General features: G+C 69.6%; 17 protein-coding genes. 7 read left to right on the top strand and 10 right to left on the bottom strand.

Annotation, left to right across the window (positions count from 1 at the left end; all coding sequences use genetic code 11):
• The first annotated feature begins 30 nt into the window (after positions 1–30).
• A complete protein-coding gene (locus PA27867_RS12605; RefSeq protein ID WP_066596831.1) occupies positions 31–540 on the top strand; it encodes a GNAT family N-acetyltransferase in 510 nt (169 codons plus the stop codon).
• On the opposite strand, the gene PA27867_RS12610 is transcribed toward PA27867_RS12605, so the two are convergent.
• From PA27867_RS12610 to PA27867_RS12625, 4 genes are all read right to left on the bottom strand, one after another.
• Entirely contained in the window at positions 537–2,696 is a 2,160-nt protein-coding gene (locus PA27867_RS12610) for a DUF2207 family protein (protein WP_167550842.1), read from the bottom strand. The genes PA27867_RS12605 and PA27867_RS12610 overlap by 4 nt on opposite strands.
• Positions 2,697–2,778: 82 nt before the next feature.
• Positions 2,779–3,195, bottom strand: coding sequence for a DUF7715 family protein (locus PA27867_RS21390; RefSeq protein ID WP_420480676.1), 417 nt, complete (start codon positions 3,193–3,195; stop codon positions 2,779–2,781).
• 98 nt (positions 3,196–3,293) lie between these two features.
• Complete coding sequence (locus PA27867_RS12620) at positions 3,294–4,271, bottom strand: aldo/keto reductase (protein ID WP_066596840.1); 978 nt, start codon at positions 4,269–4,271, stop codon at positions 3,294–3,296.
• Between the two features lie 32 nt (positions 4,272–4,303).
• The gene (locus PA27867_RS12625; RefSeq protein WP_066596843.1) at positions 4,304–4,507 is read right to left on the bottom strand and encodes a hypothetical protein; all 204 of its coding nucleotides are present in this window, start codon (positions 4,505–4,507) and stop codon (positions 4,304–4,306) included.
• Positions 4,508–4,640: 133 nt separating this feature from the next.
• On the opposite strand from PA27867_RS12625, the gene PA27867_RS12630 reads away from it, so the two are divergent.
• Positions 4,641–5,036: a DUF1801 domain-containing protein gene (locus PA27867_RS12630; protein ID WP_066596845.1), complete on the top strand. Its 396-nt coding sequence runs from the start codon at positions 4,641–4,643 to the stop codon at positions 5,034–5,036.
• A 75-nt stretch (positions 5,037–5,111) separates the two neighbouring features.
• Here PA27867_RS12630 and PA27867_RS12635 read toward each other — a convergent pair whose 3' ends face one another.
• On the bottom strand, positions 5,112–5,891 hold the full coding sequence (locus PA27867_RS12635) for a phosphatase PAP2 family protein (RefSeq protein WP_066596847.1): 780 nt from the start codon (positions 5,889–5,891) through the stop codon (positions 5,112–5,114).
• Between the two features lie 175 nt (positions 5,892–6,066).
• Between PA27867_RS12635 and PA27867_RS12640 the strand changes: the two genes are divergently transcribed.
• Complete coding sequence (locus PA27867_RS12640; RefSeq protein ID WP_084021114.1) at positions 6,067–6,609, top strand: winged helix-turn-helix transcriptional regulator; 543 nt, start codon at positions 6,067–6,069, stop codon at positions 6,607–6,609.
• Between the two features lie 80 nt (positions 6,610–6,689).
• Positions 6,690–6,887, top strand: a complete 198-nt coding sequence (locus PA27867_RS20670; RefSeq protein ID WP_157109215.1) for a hypothetical protein — start codon at positions 6,690–6,692, stop codon at positions 6,885–6,887.
• Positions 6,888–7,005: 118 nt separating this feature from the next.
• Here PA27867_RS20670 and PA27867_RS12645 read toward each other — a convergent pair whose 3' ends face one another.
• Complete coding sequence (locus PA27867_RS12645; RefSeq protein WP_066596849.1) at positions 7,006–7,731, bottom strand: hypothetical protein; 726 nt, start codon at positions 7,729–7,731, stop codon at positions 7,006–7,008.
• 115 nt (positions 7,732–7,846) lie between these two features.
• Here PA27867_RS12645 and PA27867_RS12650 point away from each other — a divergent pair, with 115 nt between their 5' ends.
• On the top strand, positions 7,847–8,401 hold the full coding sequence (locus PA27867_RS12650; protein WP_157109216.1) for a DUF6578 domain-containing protein: 555 nt from the start codon (positions 7,847–7,849) through the stop codon (positions 8,399–8,401).
• Positions 8,402–8,446: 45 nt separating this feature from the next.
• Here the strand turns inward: PA27867_RS12650 and PA27867_RS12655 are convergent, their stop codons facing one another.
• Positions 8,447–9,337 (bottom strand): helix-turn-helix transcriptional regulator, encoded by an 891-nt coding sequence (locus PA27867_RS12655; protein ID WP_066596853.1) that lies wholly within the window; start codon positions 9,335–9,337, stop codon positions 8,447–8,449.
• Positions 9,338–9,382: 45 nt separating this feature from the next.
• The gene (locus PA27867_RS12660) at positions 9,383–10,351 is read right to left on the bottom strand and encodes an aldo/keto reductase (protein WP_066596855.1); all 969 of its coding nucleotides are present in this window, start codon (positions 10,349–10,351) and stop codon (positions 9,383–9,385) included.
• 261 nt (positions 10,352–10,612) lie between these two features.
• Here PA27867_RS12660 and PA27867_RS12665 point away from each other — a divergent pair, with 261 nt between their 5' ends.
• Positions 10,613–11,050 carry a nitroreductase/quinone reductase family protein gene (locus tag PA27867_RS12665; protein ID WP_066596857.1) on the top strand — a complete coding sequence of 146 codons (438 nt, stop codon included), beginning with the start codon at positions 10,613–10,615 and terminating at the stop codon, positions 11,048–11,050.
• Positions 11,051–11,063: 13 nt separating this feature from the next.
• Here PA27867_RS12665 and PA27867_RS12670 read toward each other — a convergent pair whose 3' ends face one another.
• Together PA27867_RS12670 and PA27867_RS12675 are read right to left on the bottom strand one after the other, a co-directional pair.
• The gene (locus PA27867_RS12670; RefSeq protein ID WP_066596859.1) at positions 11,064–12,668 is read right to left on the bottom strand and encodes an FAD-dependent monooxygenase; all 1,605 of its coding nucleotides are present in this window, start codon (positions 12,666–12,668) and stop codon (positions 11,064–11,066) included.
• Complete coding sequence (locus PA27867_RS12675) at positions 12,665–13,318, bottom strand: hypothetical protein (RefSeq protein WP_066596863.1); 654 nt, start codon at positions 13,316–13,318, stop codon at positions 12,665–12,667. Before PA27867_RS12675 ends, PA27867_RS12670 begins: the two co-directional genes overlap by 4 nt.
• A 202-nt stretch (positions 13,319–13,520) precedes the next feature.
• Between PA27867_RS12675 and PA27867_RS12680 the strand changes: the two genes are divergently transcribed.
• Positions 13,521–14,783, top strand: a complete 1,263-nt coding sequence (locus PA27867_RS12680) for an MFS transporter (RefSeq protein ID WP_066596865.1) — start codon at positions 13,521–13,523, stop codon at positions 14,781–14,783.
• The last annotated feature ends 81 nt before the right edge of the window (positions 14,784–14,864 follow it).

Raw genomic sequence — 14,864 nt, forward strand, 5'->3', positions numbered from 1 at the left:
CGGAGCGCGTGGAATCGGTATGCTCGGCGAATGGTTACAGAGGGGTACCGCATCCGCCGCACCGTCGCGAGCGATTGGCGCGAGGTGCGGGCACTCCGCCTGGAGATGCTGGCCGACACTCCGATCGCGTTCGGGGAGACCCTGCAGGACGCCCTGAGCCACGCCGAGAGCGAATGGCGGATGCGCGCAGCGCGCGGCACCGCCGAGCACGGAACCGTGCTGGTCGCGATCGACCCGGCCGGCAACTGGGTGGGCACCATGGGCGGCTACGTGCCGGATCCCGGCTCAGGTGCCCTGCTCGTGGGCGTGTACGTGTCGCCGGCGCACCGCGGCCGCGACGCCGGCGTCTTCGACAGCCTGCTGGGCGCGCTCGAGGAGTGGGCGCGCGGCGAGGGCGAGGTGCTGACCCTGCACGTGCACGAGGACAACGCCCGCGCCCGCGCCGCCTACCTGCGTCGCGGGTTCATCGAGACCGGGCACCGGGTGCAGTACGTGCTGGATGCCGCCTCGGAGGAGATCGAGATGGTCAAGCGGCTCTAGCGGCCGCCTCCGCCACCGCCACCACCGCCACCACCGGAGAAGCCGCCGCCGAAGGAGCCGCCGGAGAAGCTTCCGCCGCCGCTGCCCGACCAGGAGGTCGGCGGCGGTGTGGGCGTTTCGGTGGTGTGCACCGAATTGACGATGCCGTTCAGCGCCGACGCCAGGTAGATGCCGTTGAACGCGTTCTGCGACACGAACCAGCCCGGCGGGGTGGCGTCCTGCTCGTAGTAGACCGCCAGTTCGGCAGCCCACTCGCGTTCAACGCCCCAGAGCACCGCGTAGGGCAGCAGCTTCTCGTAGAGCTTCACGAGCTCCACGGTGTCGACACCGTCGGCGCTGCCGGCAGCCGCCGAGCCGTTCGAGGCGGTAGCGGTGGTGGCGGGAACCGCACTGGGCACGGTGACCCGCAACGCGCCATCCGGGCTCTGCAGCATGCGGAACCGGTCGGCCTCGGCCAGGTCGAGGTAGACCTTCATGCCGGTGAGGTAGTCGCGCTGCTCCACCCCGGCGGTGCTCAGCTGCACGGGCCGCTGGGCCGCGACGATAGCCACGATCGCCGCCGCAACGGCCAGAACCAGCACCGAGAACCACCAGCCGGCTGGCGGCTGGAGGATTCCTAGCGCTCCCAGGCTGAGCAGCGCGAAGGCGCCGAGACCGATGATCAGGCGCTTGCGGGCAGGTGACATGGCAGGCCGGGTGCGCCAGCCGCGGGCGATGTTACGGCGATTCGCATCGGCGGTCGCCGCGGTCAGAGCTCGCGCCAGGGGGTCGTTGGTGACGCCGAGCGCGCACACGGCCCCCTCGGTGAGGCCCGGGAAGAACGTGGCCAGCAGCGTCAACTCCTGGTCGTCGACACCGTCGGTGCGCAGCAGTTGCAGCGTGTAGTCGCCGCCCGAAGCGCTGACCGGGTAGTCCAGGATGCGCACCTTGCCGCGCACCGCCAGGCTCACGATCTCCGCGGCGACGCCCGAGCGGGTGCGGCCGATGAGGTCGGCCGCCTCGAGCAGGTTGTAGCCGGCGGGCACGCTGTACTGGGCGATGATGGTGCCGCGGCCGCGGGGCTCACGGGGGTACGCGAACACTCGGGCGAGGACGAAGACTCCGCCGAGCAGGGCCAGGCCGATCAGGCCGAACGGGATGCCGCTGGCGTCGATCGGAGCGCTGAACCCGGGCTGGTAGCCGGATCCCGACTGGTAATCGGCGGGCACCTGCACGAAGGTTCCGGCCGTGAATCCGATGGCCACGGTGAGATTCTCACCCGGGCCCAGGTCGGTGGCCTCAGCGGTGAACATCTGGCCGGCCGGGAGAGCGCCGGCGGGGTCGGTCGCGGCGGGGTCGGTCGCCGCCGGGTCTGCCGGAGCGGGGTCTACAGCGGCCGGGTCTGTGACCGTGGGATCAGCCGCGGACGGCTCAGCGGCGGCAGGGTCGCCGGCCGCGGTGGCCGGCGCATCCGGATCGTCCTCCTGCAGCATGGTGCAGTCGCCGCTCTCGCCCTGCGCACCGGTGTAGCAGGCGTTGTTGCCCGTGAGGAACCCCGCGATCGCCGGGGCCACGTGCACCCGGGCGGCGACGGAGCCGAACGGCTGGTCGAAGCCGGTGCCGTTGGTGTCCCAATAGAGCTCGTCGTCGTTCGTGTCGGCAAAGGCGCGCACGACGTTCTGCTGGGTGTAGCTGATGACATAGGTCTGGGTGCCGCGCACGAACTCGTCGGTGCCGAGGGCGAGCTCGGTGAATCCGCCGGTGTCCGTGGACTCGAAGTAGACCGGCGTTCCCTCGGCGTCGGTGACGGACTCGACCGTGGTGTTCAACGGCACGCCGTCGTAGTCGTTGGGGATGGCCCGGATGATGCCCCGGTTCTGGTCGAAGTCGGGGAACTCGGCGACGAAGGTCTCGACGGTGCGCAGCGTGGAGTGACCTGTCGTATCCCGGTCGAGGTAGTACTCCCCCGCATAAAGCGCGAAGCTGAAGTCCGACGTGTCCGCGGGCACGGCGGCACGCGCGCTTCCGGCCAGGCCGGACACCCCGCCCGGCACCGTCGAGGCCGACCGTCCGGCCGCGACGGGAGCCGGCGCAACGGCGGTCGCCGCCAGCGGCGCACCGAGTGTCAGCACGGCGGTCACGGCAAGGGAGGACAGGACCTTCAAAAGACGAGTCACGTCTCCGAGCCTAGCGACCCCCTTTGTCCGTTTATCCGTTTCACCGGCATCTGTGCTGGTCCACGGTGGTACGCCGTCGGCCTCACCGCTTCGCGCTCGACAGGGACTTGGTGCGTGCGTACACGGTGTTTCCGCGTCGTTCCACGACCTGCCCGGCGGGAAACCCGGCTGCCAGGCTGACGATCTGGAAGCTGAGCAGCGTCGCACTCACGATCATGGCTGGGTGCGTCGAGTCCCGTCCGGCCGCGTGCCACCGCGCCAGCACCGCATCGACAATTTCTTCCACCGTGAGACCAGCGATGTCGCGCACGACGGCAGTCGTCGTGTCAGCGTCCGAGCTCAGACCCCGGAACGTCCGGCCGCCCGGACACGCACCGTAAGGATTGCGCAACCCTGAGCGACAAGCGTCCACCATCCAGACAAGTTCTCCGTCCGCACAGCCCGCGTGATCGCTTGAGCGCGTCCCCTGGGTCGCCGACGTCGCCACCAATACCCTCATGATCTGCTCCGTTTTCTCGGCACGAGGGTGAGTGAGTAGGTGACGCCAAGCTACGCGACACCGCCGACATTCGGCGGGCCGGTCGCCCGAGTGGACGGCTAGAACCCCTCGGGGGCGTGCGGCCGGTACGGCGCGGCGAGCCGGGCCAGTTCCTCGTCGGTGAGGGTGAGGTCAACCGAGGCGACAGCATCCGTGAGGTGGTGGGCCTGCGTGGCGCCCACGATCGGCGAGGTCACGGCGGGCTGCTGACGCACCCACGCCAGGGCCACCTGCGCCCGCGGCACCCCGCGCTCAGCCGCGACCTGAGCCACGACCGCGGCGATCTCGCGGTCGTCCGACTCCTGCTGCTTGTAGAGGGTCTGGCCGAAGGTGTCGGTTTCGGAGCGGTTGGTGGACGCGTCCCACTCGCGAGTGAGCTTGCCGCGCGCCAACGGGCTCCAGGGCAACACCCCCACGCCCTGGTCGAGGCAGAACGGGTGCATCTCCCGCTCTTCCTCCCGGTTGATCAGGTTGTACTGGTCCTGCATCGACACGAAGCGGGTGAACCCGGCCAGGTCGGCGGTGTACTGCGCCTGCGCGAACTGCCACGCGTACATCGACGACGCTCCGATGTAGCGGGCCTTCCCGGCCTTGACCACGTCGTGCAGGGCCTCCATGGTTTCCAGGATGGGCGTGAGCGGGTCCCAGCGGTGGATCTGGTACAGGTCGACATGGTCGGTGCCGAGCCGGGTGAGGCTGTGGTCGATCTCGGCCAGGATGGCGCGGCGCGAGAGTCCGGCACCGTTCGGACCCGGCCGCATCCGCCCGTGCACCTTGGTGGCCAGCACGTAGTCGTCGCGGCTGCTGAAGTCCCGCAGCGCCCGGCCGAGGATCTCCTCGCTGCTGCCGTCGGAGTACACATTGGCAGTGTCGAAGGTGGTGATTCCGGCCTCCAACGCCTGCCGGATCAGCGGGCGGCTCTGTTCCTCGGGCAGGGTCCAGGCGTGATTGCCGCGCATCGGGTTGCCGAAGCTCATGCAGCCCAGCGTGATCGCCGACACTTCGAGACCGGTGGTGCCCAGACGGGTGTACTTCATGGGTTTCCTTTCGACGGCGGCGGCCGATCGGCCTAGAGGCCGGCGCCTCTGCCGGTGTTGCGGATCTTAGTGCCCTGGGCGGCTTCGAGTTGGGTGCGAGCGTCGCGTTCGGCCCGCTCCTGTTCGGTCAGGTGGGCCGACCGCGAGCGGCGCGACGTCACGTACAGGAACACCGAAACGGCGATCGCTCCCAGCACCAGCGCGGTGCCGAGGATAAGGGTGAAGGTGTCGGACACGAGTCCTCCAAACGTTGCGAACCGGCCGTCGGATGGGTCACACGGGGCGGCCGACCCTTCCATCGTGTCTACCGCTTACGCGCGGTGCAGTCAATTACGCGCACCCTGTTGCTCTCGCGCTACGATCGGCCGCATGGTTGATCGCTACGGTTCGGTTCAACAGTTCCTCGCTGCTCAGCCCGCGGCCCGACTCCCCGTGATCGAGGCGCTGCGGTCGCTCGTGCATGAAGCGAACCCGACCGCGCAGGAACACATCAAGTGGAACTCCCCCAGCTACGTCATCGACGGTGTCGACCAGGCCACGATCAGCGCTCAGGGCAAGGACGGTGTGCGCCTGGTGCTGCACAGGGGCGCGACGACCGCCGAGAACACGGATGCCGCATCCGCCTTCACCGGCGACCCGCAGGGCCTGCTCACCTGGCACTCCGACATCCGGGCGAGCCTGCTCGTGACGGATCTGGCCGACCTCACGGCGAAACGCGCCGCGGCCGTGGAGGTGGTGCGGGCCTGGCTCGGCCAAGGTGACTAGGTCGCACGGAAAAAAGGATTTCGGAAGCTTATGCGGATGTTGTGGCGCAAAGCGTCCTCATAACCTCACCATTGCCTATCTATCTGCGGATGCGTCTGCGTCTGTGCCCAGCCGCCCGCCCGCCCGCACCCGCACGGTGCGCCAGGTGTCGAGGGCGATGATGCCGCCGAGGATCGCGAGCGCGAGGGCGATGGAAGCCAGCGCATCAGTTGGCCAGTGATAACCGAGGTAGACCCTGCTGATGGCGGCCAGGCCCACGGCGATCACGAGCAGCACTCCCACGACGATGACCGCTCGTCGGCTCGCTGCGCGCCGGGAGTAGATGAGGTACGTGAGCAGCAGCAGGAAATTCGTGGCACCCGACACATGCCCGGACGGGAATGAGTAGGTGGTGTCCACGCCGAAGAGCATGAGCTCCACCGGCGGGCGGTGCCGCTCGACGAGCCGGGTGATCACCTGCACGAGGACCAGGCCGGTGAGTGTGCCCAGGGCCAGCAGCACCGGCCGCCACAGGTGCTTGGCGAGCACGCCCCACACCACGATCGTGCCGAAGATGATCACCGGCAGCGCCACCGGTCCGAACCCGATGGCCAGGCCGATCATGATCGCGGTCATGGCCCCGGTGCGGGTCTGCATGAGCCATTCGTTCATCGGGATGTCGATGCCGGCCACGTCATCGCGCTGCACGATGTCGGCGAGGATGATCAGGAACCCCGCCACCCCGATGACCACGAGGGCCGCCGACAGCAGGTAGAGCCGGGTGCGTTCGTCGGCCGTGCGCCACCGGTCCTCCACAATGAACTTGTCGTGCAACGCCCGAAGGCGCTCCCGCTTGCCGAGGGACGATTCGCTCACAGGGCTGAGCCGAACGAGATACGGATGCGTCGGTGCATGTGGAGCCTTTCAGGTGCGGGTGCCGGCCGCCGTTCGGTCGTGGTGCGGATCGTGGTTGGCCGGAGACCGACGTTACACAGCGGCAAAGGTGAAATCCACTCGACTCGCCCAGGAGCGGTGGTGCCAAGATGAGGGCATGACAACGGATCGTTCCGATGCTCCTCACGCACTGTCCCCCGGTCCGGCCCCGCGCCCCGGCACCGACTCTCGCTGCTCCATCGCCCGCACCATGCAGGTGCTCGGAGACAAGTGGACCGTGCTGATCGTGCGGGAAGCGTTTCGCGGCCACACCCGGTTCAGCGACTTCCGCCGGATCCTCGGCATCCCCACCGACATCCTCACCTCACGGCTGTGCGGCCTCGTGGATGCGGGTGTGCTTGAGCGGCGCGGCTACCGGGAGCCCGGCGCCCGGGAACGCTTCGACTACCACCTGACCTCGGCCGGCGACGCGCTGCTGCCCGTGCTCGGTGCGCTCGCCCAGTGGGGCAATGTCTACCGGCCCTCGGGGCACGGCCCGAGCCGCCTGTATCAGCACGCCGACACCGGCGAGGCGGCCTCGATCGCCTTCGTCACCGCTGCGGGCAGGGTGATTGCGCCGGAGGACATCGCCATTGTGCCAGGCCCGGGCGAGAACGACCCTGAGATCTTCGCCATCCGCCCCGTCGGCGGGCCGCACTGACCTGGGCGTCTGCGCCGAGACATGCGGCCGGCTGCCTTCGCCCTGGACCGTCCGGGTACCCCGAGTGAGGTTGCGGCACCATGAAACGATCTACTCCGAGGTTCCTTGTCTTCCTCGCTGTGCTCGTGATCTCGAGCTGCGTCCTCATTCTGACGCTTCCGGCCAGCCTCGGGGCTGGCGCCTCGATTCGAGCGTGGATTCCGATCACGGTGGGTGCGCTCGCTGCCGTGAGCGCCGTGATGGCCTGGTTGGTTCGGCCGAAGTGGAACGCCGGTTGATCACGGCCGTCCCATCCCGATTCGGCTCAGTGGCTCTTCCTGGCCCGAAACAGCCGGATGCACAGAATCCTCTTGTCGTCGCTATCGCGCCCACCCGGAGGACGGAACGGCCGACCCGTCACGGGGATGGTGGCGCCGGTGGTTGCTTCCGAGGCTGGTGGACCTCTATGTCTCGCTCGGACAGCTCCACGTGAAGCGGCTCTGCTCCACGCAGACCCAGATTGACGAGAAAGGCGTGAACCTCATGCGGCCCGGGATGCGCATCGCGCCATTGGCCCGAATCGACAACAACCCGCACCCGTGCGTACTCGCCCGGGTCCAGGGGCAGTGCAGGGTTCTGTCCGGCGACGTACGCGAAATTGACTCCAGGGGCAGGCTCACCCGGTCGGCCGAGCGCCGCGAACACCATGAACGAGTCCCCCTGGGGATACCAGCGTTCTGCTCCAGCGTTGACGATATCGATCGCCAGCAGGTCCAGATCGGGTGCCGTGCGAGTGGCAGCCGTCCACCGGAGGGTGAGCCGGCCAGCCCGGTCCTTCCTGCTGGGCCGGCGACGTTGTGAAGTGGAATGCAGCTCGAGAAGACGCGGTGCGCCCTCACTCTGCGCGCGCCTGATGAGGCCAATCCGCCACCACTGACCATCGGCATCCGTTGGCGCGCCGACCATCTCGGCCGCACCGTCCCGTGTGGTGAGCACACGCCACCCCTGGCGAGGAGTGTCCGCCGGCATCTCCCCGGTGAGGTCCGCCTGCAGCTCAGCGAGCATCACGTCGAGCTCAACCCCGTCCTGTCCGAGCACGCTGGCCTCGACCGCGATCGTTCCAAGTTCTGGTCTCTCGTCCATACCCACATGGTCACACACGGGCCTGGACTCCGACGTTCTGCACCTGAACTCGCTACGGAACGGTTGACTTCCGCAGGTCCTCGCGCACGGCGCTGTCCCCACCTAGTCTGGGTCAATGTCACTCCCGAGCAGCGAGCAGCCTTCAGCGGGGAGTACCGGGAGTCACCACGTCGCGTCCTGCGACTCCACCGATCACATGCGTCTCGGCGCCTCGTACGAATCACTCATACGAAGCGAAGCACAAGCGGTCGACGCAGAAGACATCTCGCCGCCCAGAGATTCCGACGAAACGGATGTCTGGCTCACCGAATGGCAGGTCGCCGAGGACGGCTTCAAGGTCGAACTCGATCAGCGGGTCGACTGGGCCCTAGTGCCGATGGATCAGGACTGGCTGGCCCGACTGTTCGCCGGCCGCCGAACCGTTCCGCTACAGCGAGACACCTACGCCGAGGCGACGCGGGACCTCGGCGCCTCGGACTGGACCTACCTTTCCGGTCGCGTGGCTCGGATTGACCAGATCTCGGTGCGGTACCAACTGTCGGACGACCCAGCGGAACACGGACTGGTGCCCGAGCCCGGCGGTGCCATGCAGCACACGGTGCCGAGTCTGCACAAGCCACGCGCACATCATGGTCGGATTGTCGGCTGGATAGTCCGAGTCCGGGGATAGTGTTCTGTGGCGCCCGCCGCAGCCCCGTCCCGGGCAGAACGGGTCCTACTCGGCGGCGAGGCGAACGGTGCTTGTGCCGGAGTTCTCGTGGGTCGCTGCCCACGCGCCGAGCAGTTGGAGTGCAGCGGCGGAGCTGGAGCCCGGTTCGGCACCGTAGATGAGCAGGGAGAGTCCGGGATCTGCGACCAGCTCTGCGGCTTCGTAGACCAGATGGAGATCACCCACGACGGGATGCCGGAAGTGTTTTGTGCCCGTCCCGTGATCACGGACGTTGTGGGCGCCCCACCGTCTGCGGAAGTCCTCACTGCGGGTGGTTAGTTCATCGATCAGGTCGTGCAGGTCCTTGTCGTGGGGGTCCCGTCCTGCCTCCATGCGCAAGATCCCGACTGTGATGTCGGCTGCGAGATCCCAGTTCGGGTGGAAAGGCTCCGAATGCTTCCGGTCGAGGATGGTGAACCGGGCCAGGTTGGGCTGTGCGCCCTGGCCGGCGTACATATCGGCATAGAGAGCGCGCCACAGCTGGTTGCCGGCGAGAACATCCATCCGCCCATTGCGGACAAACGCCGGCCCGGTCGTGATCGTGTCGAGGACGAACTGGAGGCTGGGACGCACGGTCAAGACGCCGCCCGGTCGCCGGCGCGGCCGAGGGGACACCGAGTCGAAGGTGCGGGCGAGGTCGAACAGGTGCGCGCGCTCGGCGTCGTCCAGCAGGAGCGCGCGGGCGACGGCGTTGACAACGGTCTCGGACACTGCACCGACGTCTCCGCGTTCCATGCGGGTGTAGTACTCGACGCTGACGCCGGCGAGTTGTGCGACCTCTCCGCGCCGCAGCCCGGGAACCCGCCGATTCGTGCCGGGATGCAGGCCGACCTGCTCAGGTTGGACCTTGGCGCGACGCGACGTGAGGAAGTCCTGCAGCTGCATCTTGCTCTCCATATCCTCGAGGGTAGTCACGATCGCCGGGCACGGTCGTTGGCCGGATCAGTACCAGAACGGCGCCTGGGTCACGTACGGTGCCTCCAGCATGCGCATCTCCTCGGCGGTGAGTTGCAGCTCGACGGCCGCCGCCGCGTCAGCGAGGTGGTGTGGTTTGGTGGCACCGACGATCGGCGCACTGACGACGGCTTTGCTGAGCACCCAGGCCAGGGCGATCTGGGCCATCGGCACGCCGCGGTCGGCCGCGAGCCGCTCGACGGCATCGATCACCGGCCCGTCGAAGTCCGTGTCGAACGCCTTCGCCACGGTGTCGACGGCCGACCGTTCGGTGACGGCGTCGCGGGGCCGGGTCAGCCGGCCCTTCCCCTGCGGCGAATACGGGACGGCGCCGACACCCATGTCGGCACACATCGGCAGCATCTCGCGTTCTTCCTCGCGCTTGATCAGGTTGTATTGATCCTGCATCGACACGAAGCTCGTCCAGCCGTGCTGCGCGGCGGCCGACTGGAGTTTCGCGAACTGCCAGGCGTACATCGACGATGCACCGAGGTAGCGCACCTTCCCCGCCCGGACGATGTCGTGCAGAGCTTCCATCGTCTCTTCCACCGGGACGTCACCGTCGAAACGGTGAATCTGATAGAGGTCGATGTAGTCGGTGCCGAGGCGGCTGAGCGAAGCGTCGACCTGCTCGAGAATGGCTGCCCGCGAGAGACCCGAACCTCCGGGACCGGCGTGCATCGTCCCGCTGACCTTGGTGGCGAGAACGATCTCCTCCCGGCGGGCGTAGCGCCGTATGGCGCGCCCGACGTATTCCTCGGACGAGCCGCTCTGATAGACGTTCGCGGTGTCCCACAGGGTGACGCCGAGTTCGACGGCCTGCCGGAAGAACGGGGCGGCGGCATCCTCATCGAGGGTCCAGCTGTGCAATCCGGACTGTGGATCGCCATAGCTCATGCAACCAAGCCCGATCCGGCTCACCGTGAGTCCGCTTCGGCCTAGACGGGTGTATTGCATGGCTCCTCCTGTTGTCGAGCGGTTGTTATATCGGCTGCGAGCGACGGTACGCGACTGGCGAAAAACGAGGGAGTCCCTGACGGGGAACGGCTCGCACCGAACCGAACGACGCCGGTCGAAGACGGGCCACAGTGTCACGGACGGATGATTCGAGGGTTCTCAGACACGCCGGCTCGCGCGGTACTTCCGTGGCCGGGGCGCCGGCAGTACCGTGTGCGGCGAGGGGCGGATGCGCGCCTCGCTTTGAGAAAGGAGCCTCCAGTGAGCACCACCCACGTTCGTCAGGGCGGCTACCTCCCGCCCAGCCCGTTCCTGCAGCACGTCGTCAACCCCGTCGCGCGCACCCTCGGCGCCCCCACGCTCATCGTGCGCGGCCGCACCAGTGGACGCGAGATCGGCACCCCCGTCGCCCCGTTCGACATGGAGGGCGACCGCTATGTGATCGCCGGCCGCGGGGAAACCCAGTGGGTCCGCAACCTCCGCGTCGCCGGACGGTGCGAGCTGCGCATCCACTGGCGTCGGCACCCCTACCGTGCCACCGAGCTACGCGGCGACGAACATGCCCGGATCGCGGCTGCGTACCTCAAGAGGCTCGGCCGGCGGGCCGACGCGTTCCTCGCCGAGCTGCCGGATGTGGCGGACCATCCGATCTTCCGGCTCGACCCGTGCGCCCTGGTCTTCGCACCGGCCGAGCACTGAGCCCGCCGCCGGCTCAGCCGACGAGCAGGCCCACCATCCGCAGCCACGCGGCGAGGTTCGGCTCGTCGACGACGGGAGCACGCAGCGCCACGTACCCGTCGGGTCTCACGACGAGCATGCCGGTGCCCGGCCGGTCGGCGAGCCGATAGGCGTGCGTCAGCGCTCCGAGCAGCCGCTCCGGCACCGGGCGGGCATCCGCCTGCAGCAGGATATGCACCCCCGGCCCCGCAAGCAGTTCGTGCAACCGCACCCGGCGGCCCTCGCAGCGCACCAGGGTGTCGGCCACGCGGGACCCGGGCCGCAGCCCGCGCCGGGCCAGGCCGCCACGCACCGGCGTGAGTGAAGCGTGCACCTCCACCGACAGCGGACTGTGCCGGTACCGCAGCCGGAACTGGGCCAGCGTGCGCACCCCCGCAGCCGTGAGACGGCGGCCGCGAAGCAGCCAGGGCACCAGCGGCGCGGCCAGCGGTACGAGCACGCCGCGGGCCAGTTGGGCCACCGGATTGAGGCTCGCCTCGGCCCAGTAGATGGCGTGCGTCAGGCGCAGCACGGCGGCATCCGCGCGGCGGCGCTCCGCGGCGTACGAATCCAGCAGCGCCGATCCGGGCAGGGCGGCCAGTGACCCGGCGGGGCCGGCGGCCGCCGCGAAGGCCAGTTTCCAGCCGAGGTTGACGGCGTCATGGATGCCCGCATTCATGCCCTGCGCTCCCGCCGGCGAGTGCGCGTGGGCGGCGTCGCCGGCCAGGAACAGGGGCCCGCGGCTGAACCGGCTGGCGAGGCGGTGTTGCAGCCGCACCTGGGCCGACCAGGCCACGGACGCGATCCGGGCCGGCAGCCCGGCCTCGTCGAGCAGGCTCTGCAGGGCCGTGGCCGGCACGGTCGGTCCCGGCTGACCGAACGGCTGCCGGTCGGCGCCGGCTGGGCGGGTGGCGAGCATGCGCCAGCCGGCCCGCTCCCCGATGTTGAACAGGAAGACCAGCCCGCGCCGCCCCACGACCACCTGCGCCACCCCCGGCTCGAGCACCGTGGATGCTCCCAGCTCCAGGTCGGCCAGCACCACCTCCTGGGCGTAGTCACCGCCCAGCCAACCGCCCACCGACCGGCGCACCAGACTGGCCGGTCCGTCGCAGCCGGCCAGATACCGGCAGCGCACCTCCTGCTCGGGCCGGTCGTCCCCGCGCAGCACCGCCCGCGCACCGCCGCCGCCCAGCCGGGCCACCCGCACCACCTCGGTGCCGCGCTCCACCAGCACGCCCCGCTCGGCGAGCGCCGCGGCCAGCACCGCCTCCACATCCGCCTGCCGGATCAGCAGCAGGTGCGGGAAGGCCGTGCCCGGCAGATCGAACCGGTCCGCAGACACCGCGACCTCGCGCGAGCCCAGGTGCAGCCGCACGGACGGTGAGGTATCGCCGCGGCTGAGCAGGGCATCCGTCACCCCCAGCGGACGCAGCAGCTCCAGCGTGCGCGGATGCATCACCATCGCCCGTGACGGCCGGAACGGCTCCGGCCGCCGTTCCACGATTCGCACCCGGGCACCGTGGTCGTGCGCCTGCAACGCGAGAGTGAGCCCCGTGGTGCCGGCGCCCACCACGAGCACATCCGTGTCGAAGCCGGTCATACCGGTTCGCGCAGCCGGGCCTTCGGCAGCATCGGCCGGGCCGGTCGCCACCAGCCCGCCGGGCCGATCACCGTCACGGCCGGTGGGCCTTCCAGAGCCGGCGCGACCCCGGGCAGGTACGCGGCCGGATCGGCGAGGAACTCGTCCCGGTGCACCCCGGGCAGCACCCGGTAGTGGATCGACCCGGGCACGCTGCCCAGCGCCAGCACCCGCCACAGGGTGCGCGCGTAGGTCTCCGCGCGGTCGGGGCCGTCCCACTCATAGATCCCGCGGTACACGCCGTGTTCGTCGTGGGTCATCCAGAGCTTGGACACGAAGCCGGGAAACCCGACGAACAGGGGTGTGTTGAGGATGCTCTGCACCCGGAACCAACGGTGCGCCCGGCCCCGCAATACCCGCAACCGGAACCCCACGACGAGCACCGCCGGGTCGTGGGTGACCCCGCGGTCCACCACGGTCTCGCGGTACACCACGGCCTGGCTGCCATCGCCGAACCGGAGCAACCGGCCGGTGTTCTCCTGGGGCAGGTGGATGCGCCGCTCCGCCAGCAGCAGAGCGGTGCGGGCCACGCAGCCGGCCAGCCCCCGCACCGCCGGGCCCACCTTGAGCGGCGGTTTCTCGGGGCGCCCGTCGAGATCGGTGAACGTCATGGGTTCCTCCCTGGCTCCGGGCACGCGCACCGCGGAAGCACCGCCGGCCTGCGCACGACCCTGCCAGCATAGGCAGGCATCCGGCCGCCGGAAAGGGCCGCCCGCGCCGGTGGCGCACCCACCGGCTCCGGCATCCGTGCCAAGCTTGAACCCTGTGCCCCGCACCGGATTCGCGACCTCCACCGGAAAGACCCCTGACGCAATGACGCCTCCCGCTCGCTCCAGCATCCGCCCCGCCGTGGAGGTGCGCCGCGCGCGCGTGGCCGTCGCCGTTCTGTTCTTCACCAACGGCGCGCTGTTCGCGAACCTGATCCCCCGGTATCCGGCGATCAAGTCCGAGCTGGGCCTGAGCAACGCCGAGTTCGGGCTGGCCGTCGCGGCGTTCCCGCTGGGCGCGCTCATCGCCGGACTCGCCGCGGGCATGCTCATCCGCCGGTTCCGCTCCTCGCGGGTGGCCATCGCCTCCACCATCCTCACCTCGGTGGGCCTGATCGTGGCCGGCATCGCGCCCAGCTGGATCGCCCTGGCGGCCGGCATCTTCCTCGCCGGGGCCATGGACTCCATCACCGACGTGGCCCAGAACTCGCACGGCCTGCGGGTGCAGCGGCTCTATAAGAGGAGCATCCTCAACTCCTTCCACGCGGTGTGGAGCATCGGCGCGGTCACCGGCGGTCTGCTCGGCGCCGCAGCCGCCCAGCTCGACGTGCCCCGAGGCACCCACCTCGTGGTCTCGGCCGTCACGTTCAGCCTGTTCGCGCTCTACACCTACCGGTTCCTGCTGGCCGGCCCCGAGCCACTGGAGCCCGAGGCCGCCGCGCCGATCGCCACCACGGTCCCCACCCGCTCCCCCGCCCGACTCGGCAAGTGGCTGGTGCTCGGAGCCCTCGTGGTGATCGCCGCGTCGGGCGCCGTCGTGGAAGACGCCGGGGCGTCGTGGTCGGCCATCTACCTCACCGACACGCTCGAGACATCCGCTCTGGTGGCCGGCCTGGGCTTCATCGCCCTGCAGGGCATGCAGTTCATCGGCCGGATGCTCGGCGACGGTCTGGTCGACAGGTTCGGCCAGCGCGCCGTGGCCCGCGCCGGCGGCGCCATCGTGTTCCTCGGCATGGGCAGCGCCCTCGCGTTCCCGTCCATCCCGGGCACCATCGTGGGCTTCGGCCTCGCCGGTCTGGGCGTTGCCACGCTGATCCCCGCCGCCATGCACGCCGCCGACGAGCTGCCCGGCTTCCGGGCCGGCACCGGGCTCACCATCGTGGCCTGGTTGCTACGGCTGGGCTTCCTGGTGTCCCCGCCCATCGTGGGCGCCATCGCCGACCTCACGGCGCTCCGCTACGGGCTGCTCGTGGTTCCGTTGGCGGGGCTGCTCGTGGTTCTGTTCGCGCCGGTGCTGGCCACCCGGGTGCGGCCCGGCGCTGCCGATGTGGCGCCCTCCGACGAACCGGAACTCACCTCCGCGAGCTGAACCTCTCATGCTCCGGTCCGGTTGTTGCATCGGACGTGACCGACCGGCGACGGCCGGCACAGCGCGGGTGCCCAGGGTTCT

It is taken from the genome of Cryobacterium arcticum (assembly GCF_001679725.1).
Taxonomy (GTDB): domain Bacteria; phylum Actinomycetota; class Actinomycetes; order Actinomycetales; family Microbacteriaceae; genus Cryobacterium; species Cryobacterium arcticum_A.

Bases quoted from the DNA above. Each gene is read 5' to 3' on its own strand.
- PA27867_RS12640 (WP_084021114.1), top strand. From the start codon at position 6,067: ATGACAACGGATCGTTCCGATGCTCCTCACGCACTGTCCCCCGGTCCG.
- PA27867_RS20670 (WP_157109215.1), top strand. From the start codon at position 6,690: ATGAAACGATCTACTCCGAGGTTCCTTGTCTTCCTCGCTGTGCTCGTG.
- PA27867_RS12620 (WP_066596840.1), bottom strand. From the start codon at position 4,271: ATGAAGTACACCCGTCTGGGCACCACCGGTCTCGAAGTGTCGGCGATC.
- PA27867_RS12630 (WP_066596845.1), top strand. From the start codon at position 4,641: ATGGTTGATCGCTACGGTTCGGTTCAACAGTTCCTCGCTGCTCAGCCC.
- PA27867_RS21390 (WP_420480676.1), bottom strand. From the start codon at position 3,195: ATGAGGGTATTGGTGGCGACGTCGGCGACCCAGGGGACGCGCTCAAGC.
- PA27867_RS12660 (WP_066596855.1), bottom strand. From the start codon at position 10,351: ATGCAATACACCCGTCTAGGCCGAAGCGGACTCACGGTGAGCCGGATC.
- PA27867_RS12605 (WP_066596831.1), top strand. From the start codon at position 31: ATGGTTACAGAGGGGTACCGCATCCGCCGCACCGTCGCGAGCGATTGG.
- PA27867_RS12680 (WP_066596865.1), top strand. From the start codon at position 13,521: ATGACGCCTCCCGCTCGCTCCAGCATCCGCCCCGCCGTGGAGGTGCGC.
- PA27867_RS12650 (WP_157109216.1), top strand. From the start codon at position 7,847: ATGTCACTCCCGAGCAGCGAGCAGCCTTCAGCGGGGAGTACCGGGAGT.
- PA27867_RS12670 (WP_066596859.1), bottom strand. From the start codon at position 12,668: ATGACCGGCTTCGACACGGATGTGCTCGTGGTGGGCGCCGGCACCACG.
- PA27867_RS12645 (WP_066596849.1), bottom strand. From the start codon at position 7,731: ATGGACGAGAGACCAGAACTTGGAACGATCGCGGTCGAGGCCAGCGTG.
- PA27867_RS12675 (WP_066596863.1), bottom strand. From the start codon at position 13,318: ATGACGTTCACCGATCTCGACGGGCGCCCCGAGAAACCGCCGCTCAAG.
- PA27867_RS12655 (WP_066596853.1), bottom strand. From the start codon at position 9,337: ATGGAGAGCAAGATGCAGCTGCAGGACTTCCTCACGTCGCGTCGCGCC.